Source organism: Protofrankia sp. Cas8, from assembly GCF_963555845.1.
GTDB lineage: Bacteria > Actinomycetota > Actinomycetes > Frankiales > Frankiaceae > Protofrankia.
Genome location: NZ_CAUVXI010000092.1, coordinates 2,884 through 20,424 on the forward strand (window position 1 = coordinate 2,884; position 17,541 = coordinate 20,424).

General features: G+C 69.7%; 15 protein-coding genes and 2 pseudogenes. 9 read left to right on the top strand and 8 right to left on the bottom strand.

Going from position 1 to position 17,541, the window contains the following annotated elements; all coding sequences use genetic code 11:
* From U9977_RS14640 to U9977_RS14665, 6 genes and pseudogenes are all read left to right on the top strand, one after another.
* Positions 1-191, top strand: a pseudogene (locus U9977_RS14640) (hypothetical protein); the annotation flags it as partial.
* Between the two features lie 159 nt (positions 192-350).
* Positions 351-875 carry an alcohol dehydrogenase catalytic domain-containing protein gene (locus U9977_RS14645; protein ID WP_322749805.1) on the top strand — a complete coding sequence of 175 codons (525 nt, stop codon included), beginning with the start codon at positions 351-353 and terminating at the stop codon, positions 873-875.
* Positions 876-901: 26 nt separating this feature from the next.
* Entirely contained in the window at positions 902-1,339 is a 438-nt protein-coding gene (locus tag U9977_RS14650) for a zinc-binding dehydrogenase (protein ID WP_322749806.1), read from the top strand.
* Positions 1,340-1,402: 63 nt separating this feature from the next.
* A pseudogene (locus U9977_RS27025) lies at positions 1,403-1,540 on the top strand (SDR family oxidoreductase); the annotation flags it as partial.
* 562 nt (positions 1,541-2,102) lie between these two features.
* Positions 2,103-3,110 carry an ATP-binding cassette domain-containing protein gene (locus U9977_RS14660; protein ID WP_322749808.1) on the top strand — a complete coding sequence of 336 codons (1,008 nt, stop codon included), beginning with the start codon at positions 2,103-2,105 and terminating at the stop codon, positions 3,108-3,110.
* Positions 3,107-3,925 (top strand): ABC transporter permease, encoded by an 819-nt coding sequence (locus tag U9977_RS14665; protein ID WP_322749809.1) that lies wholly within the window; start codon positions 3,107-3,109, stop codon positions 3,923-3,925. The genes U9977_RS14660 and U9977_RS14665 overlap by 4 nt, the downstream gene beginning before the upstream one ends.
* Before the next feature lie 28 nt (positions 3,926-3,953).
* On the opposite strand, the gene U9977_RS14670 is transcribed toward U9977_RS14665, so the two are convergent.
* The 4 genes from U9977_RS14670 to U9977_RS14685 form a co-directional block, all read right to left on the bottom strand.
* Positions 3,954-7,130 (bottom strand): BTAD domain-containing putative transcriptional regulator, encoded by a 3,177-nt coding sequence (locus tag U9977_RS14670; protein ID WP_322749810.1) that lies wholly within the window; start codon positions 7,128-7,130, stop codon positions 3,954-3,956.
* Positions 7,131-7,357: 227 nt separating this feature from the next.
* Positions 7,358-7,657, bottom strand: a complete 300-nt coding sequence (locus tag U9977_RS14675) for a hypothetical protein (protein WP_322749811.1) — start codon at positions 7,655-7,657, stop codon at positions 7,358-7,360.
* A gap of 70 nt (positions 7,658-7,727) precedes the next feature.
* The gene (locus U9977_RS14680) at positions 7,728-8,789 is read right to left on the bottom strand and encodes an ATP-binding protein (RefSeq protein ID WP_322749812.1); all 1,062 of its coding nucleotides are present in this window, start codon (positions 8,787-8,789) and stop codon (positions 7,728-7,730) included.
* 64 nt (positions 8,790-8,853) lie between these two features.
* Positions 8,854-10,269, bottom strand: a complete 1,416-nt coding sequence (locus tag U9977_RS14685) for an MFS transporter (protein WP_322749813.1) — start codon at positions 10,267-10,269, stop codon at positions 8,854-8,856.
* 54 nt (positions 10,270-10,323) lie between these two features.
* Between U9977_RS14685 and U9977_RS14690 the strand changes: the two genes are divergently transcribed.
* The 3 genes from U9977_RS14690 to U9977_RS14700 all read left to right on the top strand — a co-directional run bounded on the left by U9977_RS14690 (position 10,324) and on the right by U9977_RS14700 (position 13,799).
* Positions 10,324-10,803, top strand: coding sequence for a helix-turn-helix domain-containing protein (locus U9977_RS14690; protein WP_322749814.1), 480 nt, complete (start codon positions 10,324-10,326; stop codon positions 10,801-10,803).
* 217 nt (positions 10,804-11,020) lie between these two features.
* A complete protein-coding gene (locus tag U9977_RS14695) occupies positions 11,021-11,377 on the top strand; it encodes a VOC family protein (RefSeq protein WP_322749815.1) in 357 nt (118 codons plus the stop codon).
* A gap of 103 nt (positions 11,378-11,480) precedes the next feature.
* Positions 11,481-13,799, top strand: coding sequence for an excinuclease ABC subunit UvrA (locus tag U9977_RS14700; protein WP_322749816.1), 2,319 nt, complete (start codon positions 11,481-11,483; stop codon positions 13,797-13,799).
* Positions 13,800-13,867: 68 nt separating this feature from the next.
* Here the strand turns inward: U9977_RS14700 and U9977_RS14705 are convergent, their stop codons facing one another.
* The 4 genes from U9977_RS14705 to U9977_RS14720 form a co-directional block, all read right to left on the bottom strand.
* A complete protein-coding gene (locus U9977_RS14705) occupies positions 13,868-14,995 on the bottom strand; it encodes an NDMA-dependent alcohol dehydrogenase (protein ID WP_322749817.1) in 1,128 nt (375 codons plus the stop codon).
* A 305-nt stretch (positions 14,996-15,300) separates the two neighbouring features.
* A complete protein-coding gene (locus U9977_RS14710; RefSeq protein WP_322749820.1) occupies positions 15,301-15,825 on the bottom strand; it encodes a Uma2 family endonuclease in 525 nt (174 codons plus the stop codon).
* 189 nt (positions 15,826-16,014) lie between these two features.
* Positions 16,015-16,974, bottom strand: coding sequence for an aldo/keto reductase (locus U9977_RS14715; RefSeq protein ID WP_416210619.1), 960 nt, complete (start codon positions 16,972-16,974; stop codon positions 16,015-16,017).
* Positions 16,975-17,051: 77 nt separating this feature from the next.
* Positions 17,052-17,459: a MerR family transcriptional regulator gene (locus tag U9977_RS14720; RefSeq protein WP_322749819.1), complete on the bottom strand. Its 408-nt coding sequence runs from the start codon at positions 17,457-17,459 to the stop codon at positions 17,052-17,054.
* Between the last annotated feature and the right edge of the window lie 82 nt (positions 17,460-17,541).

Below are 17,541 nucleotides of genomic sequence, written 5' to 3' on the forward strand. Positions count from 1 at the left end.
CCGGCGAGACCTGGATTCTGGTCGAGAGCATCACCGCCCGCGTGCAACGCGCCGTTCTCGCGGGGCGTGACCTCGCCACCGCCGCGGGCGAGGCGGGCTTGGAACCGGCCGACCTCGCGGACGCAGCCGACGCCTACCACCTGGCCGGAATCGCCACCCTCGAACGACACGCCCACGCGCGATGGAACTAGGTGCACGTCCGGCCTGCAAGGTAGACCGTACCCCGCCTGCGCAGGGAATTGGTCCCTACAGGTCTCGTCTCCATGGGTCATGCAAGTAGCGTCGAGGACCATCACCATCGAGGTCGTGAGCATCACCCACCGAGCGTCCGAAGGTCACGGTGGACGCACGTGAGAGGTCGGTCGCGGATGAGGGCGGCGGTGCACGCCAGGTACGGCCCACCGGAGGTTGTGGGAATCCAGGAGGTCGACAAGCCCACGGCCGGCGCCGGTGAGGTCCTGGTCAGGGTGCACGCGGCGACGGTGAACCGCACCGACTGCGGCTACCGGGCCGCCAGACCGTTCATCATGCGGTTCGTCGCGGGGCTCACCGGGCCGAAGGCCACGATCCTCGGCAACGAGTTCGCCGGGGTGGTCGAGGCGGTCGGCACCGACGTCACCGTCTTCCGGACCGGGGACCGGGTCTTCGGCTACAACGAGGGTCCCTTCGGCACCCACGCGGAGTACCTGACCGTCCGTGCCGATGGCACGCTCGCGCAGGTGCCGGCAGGGGTCACCTTCGAACGGGCCGCCGCCGCCACGGAGGGCGCGCACTACGCCCTGTCGTTCATCAACAGGATCCCGGTCCGGGACGGTACGCAGATCCTGGTCAACGGGGCGACTGGGCTATCGGCTCGGCGGCGGTCCAGCTGCTGACATGTCTGGGCGCCCAGGTGACCGCGGTGTGCGGCCCGGACGGCGTCGACGCGGCGCGAGGGCTGGGCGCCGACAGGGTCATCGATCACACCACGCAGGATTTCACGCGGGACGAGCATGTCTACGACGCCGTTTTCGACGCGGTCGGCAAGAGCTCGTTCGGCCGGTGCAGGCGGCTGCTCAAGCCCCGCGGGGTGTACGCCTCGACCGAACTCGGCCGATTCGCGCAGAACCCGGTGCTCGCGATGCTCACCCCGCTGCTGCGCAGCAGGAGAGTGGTGTTCCCGTACCCGTCGATCGACAGAACGATGGTGGAGTACATCCGGGACCTGCTCGCCTCGGGGCGGTTCCGGCCGCTTCTCGACCGGCAATACCCGCTGGAGCAGATCGTGGAGGCATACCGATACGTCGAGTCCGGGCAGAAGATCGGCAACGTCGTGATCGCGATCCGGCCCCCGGAATGAGGCCCCGCGACCGGGCTGCGGCGATGGCTGACGGCGCCCGGCCTCGAGGGTTTGGGCGTAGCGGAGTACGTCGCCAGCCGGACCCCGATGCGACGCGTCGGCCGGGCCGAGGAGCTCATCGGGCCGTTGCTGTTCCTCGCCTCAGACGCCTCCAGCTACATCACCGGGCTCAACCTCCTGGTTGACGGCGGTACCAACGCCGGCAACGGCTACTACCAGGTGCAGCCGGGACATCATGGCTGGGGTGCCATGCTGGGGGCGCCGAACGGACCGGCTGACGCCGTGCTGGCCGGAGGTGACGAGGACGCCGCCGAGGTCGACGATGGGGCGCTCTGCGGCGGCGGGGTTTCGGACGACGTCTCGGGGGGTGCCGTCGTCGACGTGCTCGTCGGCGGGGAGGGTCGTGACGAGGAAGCTGACCGCCCAGCCGTGGCCGGCGATGCCGTTGAGCATCAGCTGGAGCTGGCCTTTCAAGACCGTGCGGCGCCGGCCGGCGATTCGATGGATGGTGCTGCGAGCCGGGCGCTCACCCGGCATCGCCCCTGGCCAGGAGTCGCGTGGCGACCGGGCGGCGCCCTGGCGTCGCGCCTCAAGTCCGGATCCATCGCCGCGCGGGCCTCGACCTCGTGGCCGGCCCGGACCAGCCCACTCGTCGAGGCGGGCAGGGTCCGTGAAACCGTCCTGAGGGCGCGGTGAAACCGGTCGCCCACAGAGTTGTCACCGAGGGCCGGGCACCAGAGCACGGTTCGGAAGGAGTATCTCGATGACAGCCGCGGTCCACGCACGTGGCCTGGTCAAGACGTTCGGCGACCTGCGAGCCGTAGACGGCGTCGACCTTGATATCGGCGAGGGCGAGATCTTCGGCGTGCTCGGCCCCAACGGTGCCGGCAAGACGACGATGCTGAAGATGTTGGCGACGCTGCTAAAGATCGACGAGGGCGAGGGGTCCGTCTTCGGCGTCGACGTCCGCCGCGAGCCGCACCGGGTGCGGCAGCTGATCGGCGTCACCGGTCAGTACGCCTCCGTCGACGAGAACCTCACCGCCGCCGAGAATCTCTGGATGTTCGGGCGCCTGCAGGGCCTGAGCTCACGCAGGTCACGCGACACCGCCGCCCAGCTGCTCGAGCAGTTCGGCCTCGCCGACGCCGCGGACAAGCGGATCTCGCATTTCTCGGGCGGGATGCGGCGGCGGCTCGACCTGGCCGCGAGCCTGATCACTCGGCCTCCGCTGATCTTCCTCGACGAGCCGACCACCGGCCTCGACCCCCGGACGCGCGGGCAGATGTGGGAAACCATCCGCGACCTGGTCGCCAGCGGGTGCACCGTCCTGCTGACCACGCAGTACCTCGACGAGGCCGACCAGCTCGCCGGCCGGATCGCGGTGATCGACCACGGCCGCAAGGTGGCCGAGGGTACACCCGACGAGCTGAAGAGCTCGGTCGGCAACCTGACGTTGCAGCTGCGCCTGGCCGCGGGCGCGGATATTTCGCTGGCCGCGGACGTGGTGCGCCGCCAGCTCGGTGAGGAGCCAGTCCTCACCCCGGAGTCCGGGCAGCTCAACGTCCCGATCGAGACGGCCGACCGGGTGGCCGACGTGCTGATCGGGCTGCGCCAGGCGGGTGTCCACGTCGCCTCGGTGGGCGTCGACAAGCCGACTCTCGACGAGGTCTTCCTCGCGCTCACCGGCCACGACACCGGCGAGAGCGAGCGGGCGGACACGACCGAGCCCGAACCCATGCGTGCGGAAGCCCCACAGGAGGTGGCCCGATGACCACGATCACGATCGACTCCCGGGCGGCGGTCGGCCGCGCCCAGAGCCGGCCCAGCCCGGCGGACACGTTCCGCCAGATCATGATCATGGCCTGGCGTGCCACCAAGAAGATGCGGCGCAACCCGGAGCAGTTCTTCGACGTGACGTTGCAGCCGATCCTCTTCACGGCGATGTTCGCCTACATCTTCGGTGGGGCGATCTCTGGCGATGTGAAGAGCTACCTGCCGCTGATGATCCCCGGCATCCTCGCGCAGACCGTGCTGACGACCAGCATGGCCACCGGCACCCAGCTGCGCGAGGACATCGACAAGGGCGTCTTCGACCGGTTCCGGTCGCTGCCGATGGCTCGGATCGCGCCGCTGGCGGGGCCGATGGTCGCAGACCTGCTCCGCTACACGATCGCCGCGACGATCACCTTCGCCATGGGCATCGCGATCGGCTACCGGCCCGGCGGCGGCGTGCTCGGCGTGGTCGCCGCGATCCTGCTCGCGGTCTTCATCGGCTGGTCGCTGGCCTGGGTGTTCACCTGCCTCGGCACCGTCGCGCGCAGCGCCCAGAGTGTCCAGGGCATCTCCATGATGATCATGTTCCCGTTGACGTTCCTGTCGAACGCGTTCGTGCCCATCGACACCCTGCCGGGCTGGCTGGCCGCGTTCGTCAGGGTCAACCCGGTATCGCACCTGGTCTCCGCCGACCGGGAGCTGGCCAACCACGCCCACCTATCCATGGAGGCGGGCTGGACGCTCGTCGCCGGCGTCGCCGTGATCGCGGTGTTCGCGCCGTTGTCCGTACGGCTCTACAAACGGCACCTTTAGCCGGCTGGCGGCCGGCTGACGGCCAGGCCTACCCGGTCTGGTCGACGGGCCCGATCTGGTCGACGACGCGGCGGGCCGTGTCGGCCAGGTCTGGCCCGTGGCGATCGCCGAACTCGGCGCGCAGGGCCGCGACCCGGCCGGGCGCCCGTTCCTCGGCACAGGGCGCGATCTTCTCCCAGGCCATCGTCGGCATCATCCGGCTGTAGGAGAACCGCTCGGCGAGCACCAGCAGCCGCACGGCCTCGGCCGGGGGCATCGCCGATCGCACCAGCCCCCAGGTGCCGAGCGCGAACAGCGCCATGCCGCACATCGGGTAGTCGAGGTAGCGGTCACCGAGGCCGAGAACACGTGACGTCCTGGCCAGGCACAGGCGAAACAGCTCCGCGCCCTCGGCCTCGTCGCCGCTGGTCCCGTGGTGGGCGAGCACGGTTAACAGGCTCGCGTCGGCGAACAACTGCCAGGGCTCCATGCCGGTCGGAGCCTGGCCGGGGAAGACGAACGCGCGCATGCGCGCCGCAGCGGCCCGAAACGCCGCGAGCCCGGCGACTGGATCTCCCTTCGCCAGCGCGAGTTCCCCCGCGACGGTCCCGAACGCGAACCGGCCGCTGAGGATGGTGTCGGACTCCTTGATCTGGTCCATCTGGCCAAGGTGCCCCCCAGCCTCGTCGAGACGTCCGGTAGCCACGGCGCACAGCGCGAGGACCGAGTGGAGCTGGATCAGGTCGTCGAGCGCGCCGAGCCGTTCGAGCACCGGTAACGCCGCGCGGGCGTGCGGCACGGCCGCGGCCGGATGACCCAGCTGCATGTGCAGTCCGGCCAGATGGGCGTTCAGCATCGCCACGACCCACGGGCCGTCGAACGCCCCCCGCATCAGGGCCAGCGCGCGCTCGGCCGCGTCGATCGCGCCCGCGGGGTTACCGGCGTTCTCGAGCAGATAGCTCCGCCACTGCAGGGCCGCGATCGCGACGGACGGGTTCGGGGAGCCGGCCAGCTGGCCCAGCCGTGTTTCCAGGCCCCCGGCGCGGGCCGGGTCATGCGCGAGCAGCACCGTGACCATGGCGTTGATCCGGGTGTCGCCACGCTCGTCGGTCCCCAGCCGGACGAGCAGGTCACGGATCGGACCGAGTGCCTGGCTCGTCGCAATGATCATGGTGTTCTGCATCACGATCACCATGGCCGCGCGGGTGGGGTCGGCCAGCTCCGCCGGTGGCCACCAGCCGGCGACCGTCTCGGCGACCGTGCCCGCAAGCGCCGCCACCCTGGTGTGCTCACCCCGGACGGACCACAGCCCGCCCAGGCCGCACAACACCTGGACCGCGGCCTCCGGGTCGGCGCCGGCCAGCGCCTGGCGCAGTGCGTCGGCCAGATTGATCTCCTCCGCGGCGAGCGCGTCGATGCCCGCGAGCTGGTCCGGGCCGAACAGCCCCCGCGCCGCGGCGCTCGCGTAGCGGATCGCCCACGCGCGCCGGGACGCCTGCGCCTGTTCCCGCTCGCCGGCCTGGGCGAGGCGCATCCGGCCGAACTCGCGCACCGTCTCCAGCATCCGGTACCGAACGCTGGCGTTCGACTCGGCGACGGTCAGCAGGGACTGGTCCACCAGCGCCTGCACCGCGCCCAGCGCGTCCTCGCCGAGCACCTCCTCGGCTGCGGCGAGGGTGACGCCGTCCTGGAAGACCGAGAGCCACCGCAGCGCGCGGCGCTCGCGCTCCGCCAGCAGGTTCCAGGACCAGTCGATGACGGCAAGCAAGGTGCGATGCCGGTCCGGAGCGTTCCTGACGCCGCCGCGCAGTAGGGCGAACCGGTCCTCCAGCCGTCGGCGGATCTCCTCCACGGACATCACCCGCGCCTTGGCGGCGGCGAGCTCGATGGCCAGCGGGAGACCGTCCAGCCGGGTCACGATGTCGGTCACCGCGTCGTCGGGCAGCTGGACGTCGGGCCGCGCCGCGACGGCTCGCTGCCGGAACAGTTCGACGGACTCCGCGTGACCGAGCGCGCTCAGCGAATAGACGTGTTCCGCGCTGATCGCCAACGGCGCGCGCGACGTGGTGACCACACGCAGATCGCTGGTGGTGGCGACGAGGAACGCGACCAGGTCGGCCACGGCGTCGACGAGATGCTCGCAGTTGTCGAGGATCAGCAGGCTGGGCGCCGCGCTGAGATGCTGGGCGATCCGTCCGCGCACGTCGGCGAGCTGCTGGGGCGTCAACGTCCGGCGGCCGTGCACCGAGTCGCGTACTCCCAGCGCCGAGCCGACCTCGCCGATCAGGTCCTCCGGCGAGGTGACGCCAACCAGGCCGACGAAGTGCACCACCGGCCGTTGGATGGACCGGCCGAGCACATGGGCCAGCCTGGTCTTACCAAGCCCGCCCGGGCCGACGATCGAGACCACGCGGGCGGAGTTGACGAGCGCGCTGAGCTGCCGGAGGTCGTCCGAGCGCCCGACCAGCGAGCTCGCGTCGTAGTGCAGGCCCGCGCGCACTGGCTCGTCGAGGTGGAGCAGTTCGCGGTGCACCCGCTCCAGCTCGGAGCCGGGGTTGACGCCGAGTCGGTCGCGAAGCCCGGCCCGGTATCTCTCATACCTGTCGAGAGCCGCGCCTGTGCCCCGTACCGCCGCCTCGCTTCGCAGCAGGCAGGCCAGCACCGCCTCATCCGACGGATCCCGGTCGAACGCCTCCCCTAGCCGCGGCAGCGCGGACGCGTGCTCTCCGGTCAGGCTCAGCACGCGACCCAGTAACCCGGCCAGTTCGGCCCGGTACCCTTCGGCGCCGCGGCGGAGCTCCGCCAGCGGGTGATCGTCCCCGTCCTGGGGTGTCGCCAGTGACGCCGCCAGCGCCATGGCCTCGGTCGCCGCCTCACGTGCCACGAGCACGTCACCGGCCGCGAGCAGGTTCCGCGCACGCACCGTCAGGTCGCGCAGTCGGAACGCGTCCACCTGGTCGGCGGGGACGCCGAGCCGGTAACCGTGGCCGTCTCGAACGACCGCGTCCGGTCCGCACTGGGCGCGTGTCCGCGAGATCAGGACCTGCAGCGCCTTGCCGGCGTTTCCCGGGCCGTGCTCGCCCCAGATCGCCTCGGCCAGCCGGTCGCTCGGCACCGCCTGACCGTCGCCGACGGCCAAGGCGGCCAGCAATGCCTGCGGACGCTGACCGACCACCGGCCGGCCGCGCCAGCACACGCGGTCCAGGACAGTCAGGACGATCGGCACCCACTCAGTTTAGAGACGAGGAATCAGCCGCCGGTATTCACGCGGAAGCCACCTTCCCGTCACCTCCAAACCTTTCTTCCCAGGTCAACTCGGGTAAGCAGGCCAGAGCCGCGTCTTTCAGGAACGACTGCCGCCGAACCTGGCTCGATTTCCTTGCTGGAACTCGGTCGCGACCGCCTTCACCGCTGCGGCGACTTCCCGACTCTGATCAAGGACTACGACTTGGCTCAGGCGGTCCATGCGGGGCCGTCAAGGTCGTGGATCGGGTCGCGGAGGCCGGCGACGCCGGATCGTTCGTCGAGGATCCGGCGCAGTTCCGATGCCTGACGCACCACACAGTTCCGCTCGACGAGGACGAGATCGTCGAGCGTGCCCGCCGCTCGCATTGAGCCCAATCCGGCTGCCGACAACGGCAGCTGCGACACGGCGATCACCGCAGCGACGGCCGGGTCGACGTCGTGGGCGAAGACGGTGACCTGGGGGCGTAGCGGCGGGTACAGGGGACAGTCGGCTTCCGGAGTGCTCATGACGAGGGCCTCCTCGCTGGTATCTCCGGCTGGCTGAGGCCGGGCTGAGCCGCTCGGCCGCCTGTGGCGGTCACGGGCCGAACAGGGCCAGCGGGACGACGGCGACGTCGTCGCTTCGACGGTAGGCATGCTGGCCGGCGTAGAGGACGGCGGCATCGATCAAGTCTTTTCCGATCCGATTGCGAAGCCATTGGAGGTGCTTGACGTCGACGTCCTCGACCCGGTCGGCCAATTTGACCTCGATGCCCAGTATCCGGCCATCCGCGTGCTGGACGATCAGGTCCACTTCGTGGTCGTTGTTGCGCGTACGTAGGTGGCCCACACGGGCTTCGGCGGCCTCGGCGTAGGTGTGGATGCTGAGTGCGGCAAGATGCTCGAAAAGCGCGCCGAGGATCGTGCCCTCCGACAGGTCTGTGCTGCCTTGCTCAGCGCGCAGGAGTGCGGAGTCGTCGAGTCCGAGCAGTCGTGCGACTAGAGCGGGGTCGGCTAGGTGGTGTTTGGGGGACTGGCCGAGTCGATCAAGATGGTTCCGGCTGGGAATCCAGGGCGGTATCGCGTCTAGTAGCCACAGGGACGACAGGGCGTCGCGGTAGGCGAGCGTGGTCTCCTTGGCCGGTTTGTTCGCCAGCCCGGCGGTGGCAGCGTCGAGGATCTTTGAATAGGTCGTCGTTGTCGATGTCGCGGCGGCGTAGGCGGCGAGCCAGGCGCGCAGCGCCGCCGGCCTGCGGACCGGGTAGCCCTGCTCGGGGAATTCCCGTTGGATGACGTTGTCCAGGTATGCATCCAGTTCCGCCCGTCGTACGCGTGGCGGCAGACCGCGGATGGCGGGGAAGCCCGATGCCGTGATCTCCTCGACATAGTCCGTCAACCGGAGCGCGGTGGCCCCGCCGACATCCCGGTTCCCGGACAGGAGCGCGGCCAGGCTCACGGTCTGCGTCTCGATGCCCCGCTCTGCCACACTCAGCGGACGCATTCGCATGGGTACCATCCGCCCCGCGCCCGAGTGGACCACCGTCCCCCGGGGCGCCGAGCTGCCGGCGACGATGAAGTGGCCGGGCGGCGAGCCGGCGTCAACCGCGTGCCGCACGTGGTCCCACACCTCGGGAACGCGCTGCCACTCGTCCACGAGCACCGGCCCGGGCAGGCGGGTCAGGACGGTGCGCTCGGCGGGCTGACCGCCGACCGTTAGGCCGATCTCAACGTTGTGCCGCCGGCCGGCGGAGCAGGGCGAGGGCGGGCACGGTTCCGGCGAGGGAGATCCCGGCGGTGGCCCACCAGACGGTGCGGAACGCGTGTAGCTGCGTGCCGCCGGTTTTAGCGCCGCCGAGGACGGCGACCACGATGGCGACGCCCAGGGCCAGGCCGGTCTGGCGGAGCATGTTGATGACTGCGGACCCGGTCGCGAATTCGGGCGGGGGCAGCGAGGCTGAGGCGGTGGCCATCATCGTCGGCAGGGTCAGGCCGACGCCGACACCAGTGAGGATCATGCCGCCGAGCAGGCCCGAGGCGTAGTTCGGCTCGGTCCCGATCGCAAGGGCCCACCAGGCGACGCCGGCCCCGAAGGCCACGCCGCCGACCGCGATCACAGCTGCGGGTCCGTAGCGGGCGATCAGACGGCCGGCGAGGCCGAAGGAGATCAGCGGAACCATCAGCGGTCCGGGGGCCAAGGCAAGGCCGACGCGCAGGGCCGACCATCCCCAGTGGCCCTGCTCCCACAGCACGATCGACAGCAACATCGCGCCAAACGCTGCGGAGAAGGACAGGGCGACGATCGACGCGCCGGTGAAGGATCGGGACGCGAACAGTGACGGGCGGATGAGCGGCGTGCGGCTGCGCAGGCAGTGCGCTGTGAAGGCGGCGAGCAGCAGCCCGGCGGCCGTCAGCGACGCGATGATCGAGGACGACGTCCAGCCCCAGTCGCTGCCTTTGACCAGCCCGAACGTCAACAGCGCCACGCCACCGGTCATGAGGATCACGCCGAGCGGATCAGGCCGCTCGACGGGGTGGCCGTGGATGTGGGGCAGCCGGCGCCAGCCGACGACCAGGGCGGCGATCCCGACGGGGACGTTGACCAGGAACACCCACCGCCAACTGGCGGCGACCAGCAGGCCGCCGACGACCGGGCCGATGCCGGCGGCCACCCCGCCGGCCGCGGTCCACGCGCGGACCGCGCCGGGGCGGCGCGCCGGTTCGTAGGCGGCGAGCACCAGCCCGAGTGAGGTCGGGGTCAGCAGCGCAGCCCCGGCTGCCTGCACCAGCCGGAAGCCGATCAACATCTCGACGCTCGTCGATGCCGCGCAGGCGGCGGACGCGGCGGTGAAGACGGCGATGCCGAGCAGGAACCCGTGGTCACGGCGGTAGCGGTCCGCGAGCCGCCCGAAGAACACCAGCAGCGACGCGTAGACGATGGCGTACCCGTTGAGCACCCAGGACAGTCCGCCCAGGTCGGACGCGCCGAGATCGCGGGCGATCTGCGGCAGGGCGACGTTGACGATGAACAGGTCGAGGCTGGCGAGGATGACGCCGGCGCACACGATCAGCAGCACCTGGCGCGGCGCTGCCTGCCTTGGTGCCGCGGTCGGACGGTCGCGAACCGTGGCGAGTTCTGTCATGGAACTGACTCTAGAGGTAGTGAGTTCCATCATGCAACTAGCTAGCATGGGGGCATGGAACGCAAGAGCTTCGCCGACATGCCCTGCTCGGTCGCGCAGTGCCTCGAGGTCGTCGGCGAGTGGTGGTCGATGCTGATCCTGCGGGACGTCTTCTTCGGAGTCAGCCGCTTCGACGCGTTCCAGGATCGGCTCGGGATCTCCCGCAACGTGCTCAACCAGCGCCTGAACAAGCTGGTGGAGTCCGGCATCCTCACGAAGAAGCCTTACAGCCAGCATCCGCCGCGCTACGATTACCGGCTCACCGAGAAGGGCCGTGACCTGTGGCCGGTGTTGGAAAGCATGCGGCAGTGGGGCGACAAGCACGCCGCGCCGGACGGTCCGCCGGTTCTCATGAGGCACACCAACTGCGGGCAGGTCTCGACGGCGGTCATGACCTGCTCCAGCTGCGGCGAATCGCTCGAGGCACGAGATATGCAGGCCGTTGCCGGGCCAGGGGCTCCGGACGGCTGCATCCCTATTGCCGGGCGCTCGTAACGGTGTGAAGAAGATAGCGGAAGCCATGGAGAGCCGGCCGAAAGTGAGCAGTTTCGGAGAAGCGCCGGTCACCGAGCAGAACTCGACCTTCGCCGTGCCACCGCTAACCCTGTGGGGTGCAGACTTCTGATGCAGACTGTCGATTTCACGCCTCGCCGTTCGTCTTGACACGACCGTACACACCGGGTCGATGTGACCCACGACTTCAGGAGCTACCATGACCGGCTCTTCCACCCAGGGAATCAAGACCGTGCTGCATCCTGTGTCCGACCTGGCGACGGCCAAGGCGGTGTACACCGCACTGCTCGGCGTACCGCCGCAGACCGACGAGTCCTACTACGTCGGCTACGAGGCCGCGGGCCAGCACATCGGGCTGGTGCCGGGCGGTGGACCGCAGGGCATGACCTCACCGGTGGCCTACTGGCACGTTCCGGACATCGAGGCGAAGCTGGCCGAGGTGACCGCCGCGGGTGCCACCGTGAAGGAGCCCGCGCACGACGTCGGTGGCGGCCGCTTGGTGGCCACCGTCACCGACCCCGATGGCAATGTCCTCGGGCTGCTTCAGGACCGCTGAGGGCCGACATCCGCTCCCGCCCTCAGCGTCGTCGCGACACCGCGCATCGGCTCACCCGCGACGCCGCGTCCCAGTGCCGGTCGCTCTGACAGATGGAGACACGATGAGCATGGCCACGAGGACGGACACGCAGTCGCCTGCGCTGCACGTTCCCGACAGCCACGATGTGATCCGCGTGCAGGGCGCGCGCGAGAACAACCTCAAGGACGTCAGCGTCGAGATTCCGAAGCGCCGCCTGACGGTGTTCACCGGCGTCTCCGGCTCGGGCAAGAGCTCTCTGGTGTTCGGCACGATCGCCGCGGAGTCGCAGCGGATGATCAACGAGACTTACAGCGCCTTCGTGCAGGGCTTCATGCCGACGCTGGCGCGGCCCGAGGTCGACGTACTCGAAGGGCTGACGACCGCGATCATCGTCGACCAGGAGCGGATGGGCGCCAACTCCCGTTCCACCGTCGGCACCGCCACCGACGCCAACGCGATGCTGCGGATCGCCTTCAGCCGGCTCGGCGAGCCGAGTGCCGGGCCGTCGTCCCACTACAGCTTCAACCTGCCCGCCGCCGGCGCCTGCCCGCACTGCGAGGGCATGGGCAGCGTGACCGACATCGACCTCACCCAGCTCTTCGACGACTCCAAGTCGCTCGCCGAGGGCGCGATCACCATCCCCGGCTACAAGGTGGACGGCTGGTGGACCGTGGGGATCTTCATCGAGTCGGGTTTCCTCGACCCGGACAAGCCGATCCGTAAGTACACCAAGAAGGAGCTGCACGACTTCCTCCACCGCGAGCCGACCAAGGTGAAGGTCAACGGCGTCAACCTCACCTACGAGGGGCTGATCCCGAAGGTCCGCAAGTCGTTCCTCGCCAAGGACCGGGAGGCGATGGCGCCGCACATCCGGGCGTTCGTGGACCGGGCGGTCACCTTCACCGCGTGCCCCGAGTGCGGCGGCACCCGGCTCAACGAGGCGGCCCGCGCCTCGCGGATCGGCGGGATCAACATCGCCGACGCCTGCGCGATGCAGATCAGCGACCTAGCCGTTTGGGTCCGCGGCGTCGACGAGCCGTCGGTGGCGCCGCTGCTCGCGACGCTGGCGCAGACCCTCGACTCGTTCGTGGAGATCGGGCTGGGCTACCTCTCGCTCGACCGGCCGTCGGGCACGCTGTCGGGCGGCGAGGCGCAGCGCGTCAAGATGATCCGCCACCTCGGCTCTTCGCTCACCGACGTCACCTACGTCTTCGACGAGCCGACGATCGGGCTGCACCCCCATGACATCCAGCGGATGAACGACCTGCTGCTGCGGCTGCGGGACAAGGGCAACACGGTGCTCGTCGTGGAGCACAAGCCGGAGACGATCGCGATCGCCGACCACGTCGTCGACCTCGGCCCCGGCGCCGGTACGGTGGGCGGCACCGTCTGTTTCGAGGGCACCGTCGAGGGACTGCGGGCCAGCGGCACCCTCACCGGCCGCCATCTCGACGACCGGGCCGCCCTCAAGGAGACGGTGCGGACGCCCGCCGGCCGGCTTGCGATCCGCGGCGCGACGGCGCACAACCTGCGCGGCGTCGACGTCGACATCCCGCTCGGGGTGCTTGTCGTCGTCACCGGCGTCGCCGGTTCGGGAAAGAGCTCCCTGATCGACGGCTCGGTCTCGGGCCGGGACGGGGTGGTGTCGATCGACCAGGGCACGATCCGCGGCTCGCGACGGAGCAACCCGGCGACGTACACCGGACTGCTCGATCCGATCCGCAAGGCGTTCGCGAAGGCCAACGGCGTGAAGCCGGCGCTGTTCAGCGCCAACTCCGAGGGCGCCTGCCCCACCTGCAACGGCGCTGGCGTCATCTACACCGACCTGGCGATGATGGCCGGCGTCGCCACCACCTGCGAGGAGTGCGAGGGGAAGCGGTTCGGAGCAGCGGTGCTGGTCCACCACCTCGGTGGCCGCGACATCAGCGAGGTGCTCGCGATGTCGGTGACCGAGGCCGAGGGGTTCTTCGGCGCCGGCGAGGCGCGCACGCCGGCCGCGCACGCCATCCTCGACCGGCTCGCCGACGTCGGGCTGGGCTACCTCAGCCTCGGCCAGCCGCTCCCTACGCTGTCCGGCGGCGAGCGACAGCGGCTCAAGCTGGCCACCCACATGGCCGGGAAGGGCGGCGTCTACGTCCTCGACGAGCCGACCACCGGCCTCCACCTCGCCAACGTCGAGCAGCTGCTCGGCCTGCTCGACCGGCTCGTCGACTCCGGCACGTCGGTCATCGTCATCGAGCACCACCAGGCGGTCATGGCACACGCCGACTGGATCATCGACCTCGGCCCTGGTGCCGGCCACGACGGCGGCCGGATCGTCTTCGAGGGCACACCCGCCGACCTCGTCGCCGCCCGCTCCACCCTCACCGGCGAGCACCTCGCGGCCTACGTCGGTACCTGACCGAGGCCCTTCCGGACACCGTGAGACGAGGTCTCTCATCTGTTTCGACCGAGCCCGCTTCTACGCCATCAGCGGTCGGCGTCGGTGTAGAGCACCACGCCGCGTAGGTTCCGTCCGGCGGCCATGTCGGCATAGCCGGAGTTGATGTCCTCGAGTTTGTACGTCGACGTGACCAGTTCGTCCAGCTTGAGCTTTCCCTCGCGGTACATGTCCAGCAGCCAGGGAATCTCCACCCGGGGATTCGCGCCACCGAAGATCGCACCTTTGAGGGTCTTCTGCAGCAACGTCAGCTCGAACAGGCTGAGCTTGACGTCGAGGTCGGTTGCCGGACCCATCCCGGCCACCACGCAGGTGCCGCCCTTACCGACCAGAGCCAACGCCGGAGCGATGTACTCGCCACGCATCCGGTCAATGGCGATGACGGCCTTCTCCGCACCGCGGCCCCAGGTCAGCTCGGTCACCGGAGCCAACGCCTCGGCCAGCGAGGCGAAGGTGTGGGTGGCACCGAACCGCTGTGCCTGCTCCCGCTTGAAGGCCACCGGGTCGATAGCGATCACCCACTTCGCGCCGGCCGCGACCGCACCCTGCACCGCGTTGATGCCGACACCGCCGACACCGATGACGACCACCGTTTCGCCCGGTCGTACCCCGGCAACGTGGGTCGCCGAGCCCCACCCGGTGGTCACCCCGCATCCGACCAGCGCCGCCTTGTCCAACGGGACGTCCTTTCTGATCTTGATCGCGGATGCCTGGTGCACGGTGACGTACGGGGAGAAGGTGCCGAGCAGGGAGGTCGGGATCACCGGCTTGCCGCGCGCGCGCACCCGGTACGACCCGTCCGAGATCGACTTCCCGGTCAGCAGGTCGGCGCCGAGGTCGCACAGGTTCTGCCGGCCCGACGAGCACGGCGGGCACTGCCCACAGGACGGGATGAAGCCGAGCACCACATGGTCGCCTTCGGCCAGCCCGCGCACGCCCGGACCGACCGTTGTCACCACCCCCGCACCCTCATGCCCCCCGAGGATGGGGAAGAATTTCGCCGGAAAATCCCCGTCCCCGATGTGCCGATCGGAGAAGCACAGCCCCGAGGCGGCCAGCTCCACCGTGACCTCGCCCTCCCGCGGGTCACCCACGTCGATCTGCTCGACCTGCCACTCCTCGTGCAGGCCCCAGACGAGCGCGCCCTTCGTCCGCACATCTCCTCCTATCCGGTTGCCCGGTTTCGTTTACTTTCACCGGTTTTGAACACCGAGGCAGGTCCCACGAGCCGTGTCGCTGCCGAACCCACCCGCTGCGCGCCGTTTACTTCGGCAGGTTCAAACGCTCCTAGCGACGCTCCGATAAGATGATCTCGGCAACGTCGACAGACTGGATGGTGGATGGGTCTGGCAGCCTGACTCACGCCTACGAACTTGACTCGATCATGATGGCTTCCCCCGTCCAAGACCTCTGGTGCCGAGGACGGGATGCCAGCTCGTACCGAAGCGCGCGACAGACGTCGCTACAGCCGAGTAAGGCCGATCTTGACTGGGAAGGGTGCGCCAGCGTCGACGACGCCCGTGGAGACCTCACCGGCATGGTACGTCCTGGTTGCCGGGTCGAGGACGTAGGTACAGACGACCGGGACGCCGGCGGGGGGCTGCTCGACCCGCCAGTAGTACGAGATTCCGGCCCTCGCGTACTGCTCGGCCTTGACAATCCGGTCGGTCGTCTCCGAGCCCGGCGAGACGACCTCGACGACAAGCAGGATGTGCTCGGGCCGGGCCGGCATGATGTCGATCGTGTTGGCGCGGTACACGACGACGTCCGGGCGCCGATTCGTGCGTGGAACGTCCTGAAGCCGGACATCGACGTCGAAGTCCGCGTTCCAGTCCGGACCGGCGGCGGCATCCAACGCGACTGCGAGGATCTTGATCAGGCGGTTGTGACGCTTGGACGCGCGAGGGCGCACGACGACCATCCCGGCCACGATCTCGATGCCCGCGGACTGCTCCTCGGACCAGGAGTCGTAATGCTCCGCCGTGATGGCGCACCTTCTTCAGGTGACCCGACGGCCTGATCGTTCCGCTGTGAGATGGAGAGGGAGAGGAACACCCCGTCCGGGCGGAGCCACGCTGATCCCTCTACCGGCATTTTCCCAGCCACGGAAGCTGTAGTCAGAGGTGTCTCTCGGCCGCCGCCGTCATCAGCCGCACCGTCTCCTGCTGTTTCGGGGTTACGGCTGTTCCATGTGGACAGTCGCCGGGTCGGCGCGTCGTCCGGTGGCCGCGACGCTCAGGCCGGTGGTGGTGATGGCCAGGCCGACCGCGCCGAGGTTGTCGTTCAGATGGGCGCGGTTCGCCGTGCCGGGGATGGGCACCACGTCAGTCCCCTGGGACAGCAGCCAGGCGAGCGCGTACCGGGCGGGAGTGCAGCCGTGCTCGGTGGCGGCCTGTCGGACCTGCTTGGCGAGGCGCTGGTTGGCGGCGAGGTTGTCCGGTTGGAACCGCGGCATCTGGCGACGCAGGTCCGCCGGTGCGAGGTCGTCGGCGCTGGTGATGGCGCCGGTGAGGAAGCCACGGCCCAGCGGGCTGTACGCCACGATGCCGACGCCCAGTTCGCGCGCGGTGGGCAGAACCTCATCCTCGATGTCGCGCGACCACAGCGACCACTCGGTCTGCAACGCCACGATCGGGTGGGTGGCGTGCGCCCGACGCAGCGTGCCGGAGCCCGCCTCGCACAGTCCGAGGTGGCGGACCTTTCCCTCGGCGACCAACTCGGCCATGGCGCCGACCGTCTCCTCGATCGGCACGCTCCGGTCCAACCGGTGCTGGTAGTAGAGGTCGACGTGATCGACGCCGAGCCGCCGCAGCGACGCCTCGCAGGCCTGGCGAACGTACTCGGGCCGGCCGTTGATGGCGAAGCCGCCGTACCCGTCACCGGGGGTGAGTCCGAACTTGGTGGCGATGACGACCTCGTCGCGACGGCCCCGCACCGTCCGCCCGATCAGTTCCTCGTTGGTGTGGGGGCCGTAGACGTCGGCGGTGTCGAGCAGGGTCACACCGCGATCGAGGGCATGCAGCAGCGTCGACCGCGCTTCGGCCTGGTCGGCCGGCCGGTAGAACCCGCTCATGCCCATGCAGCCCAAGCCGAGCGACCCAACCTCCAGCACGCCACCGAGCCAGCGGTGTGGCACGCCGGCCCCGTCGTTCGGCAGGTGTCCGTCGTGCGGACCCTGCCCGTCGTGCGGACCCTGCCCGTCGTCCCCGGTGTTCACGCCGACTCCCCAGCACCTACGCCGGCGAGGAGTGACGAACGAGCGTCAGCCGGCCGCGGACACGCGTCGATCTTGCCTTCGATCGTCGCCAGGCAGTCGTCGATCCGCGCCCGCTGGCGGCGTAGCCGCAGACGTTGCTCCTCCAGGATCTGCCGTAGCCGGCCGGCTGTCTGGCCGCCCTGGCGAGTCAGCTCCAGGTATTCGTGCAGCACCCGCAGCGGCATCCCGGTGCCGCGCATGCGGATGACGAACCGAACTGTCGCGAGGGTGCCCTCGTCGTAGACCCTCCTGCCGGAACCGTCACGACCCACCGGGCCGAGCAGACCGATCCGCTCGTAGTAGCGCAGCGTGTTGGGACGCACGCCGCACAGTTCGGCGGCCGCCCCGACCGATATCAAGGTCATGAGCCAACCGTAGGACTTCGCGCGCGGGCGAAGTCAACCTCGAACACTCTCAGCTAGAACGTGCGCGGTTCGTCAGTGCCGC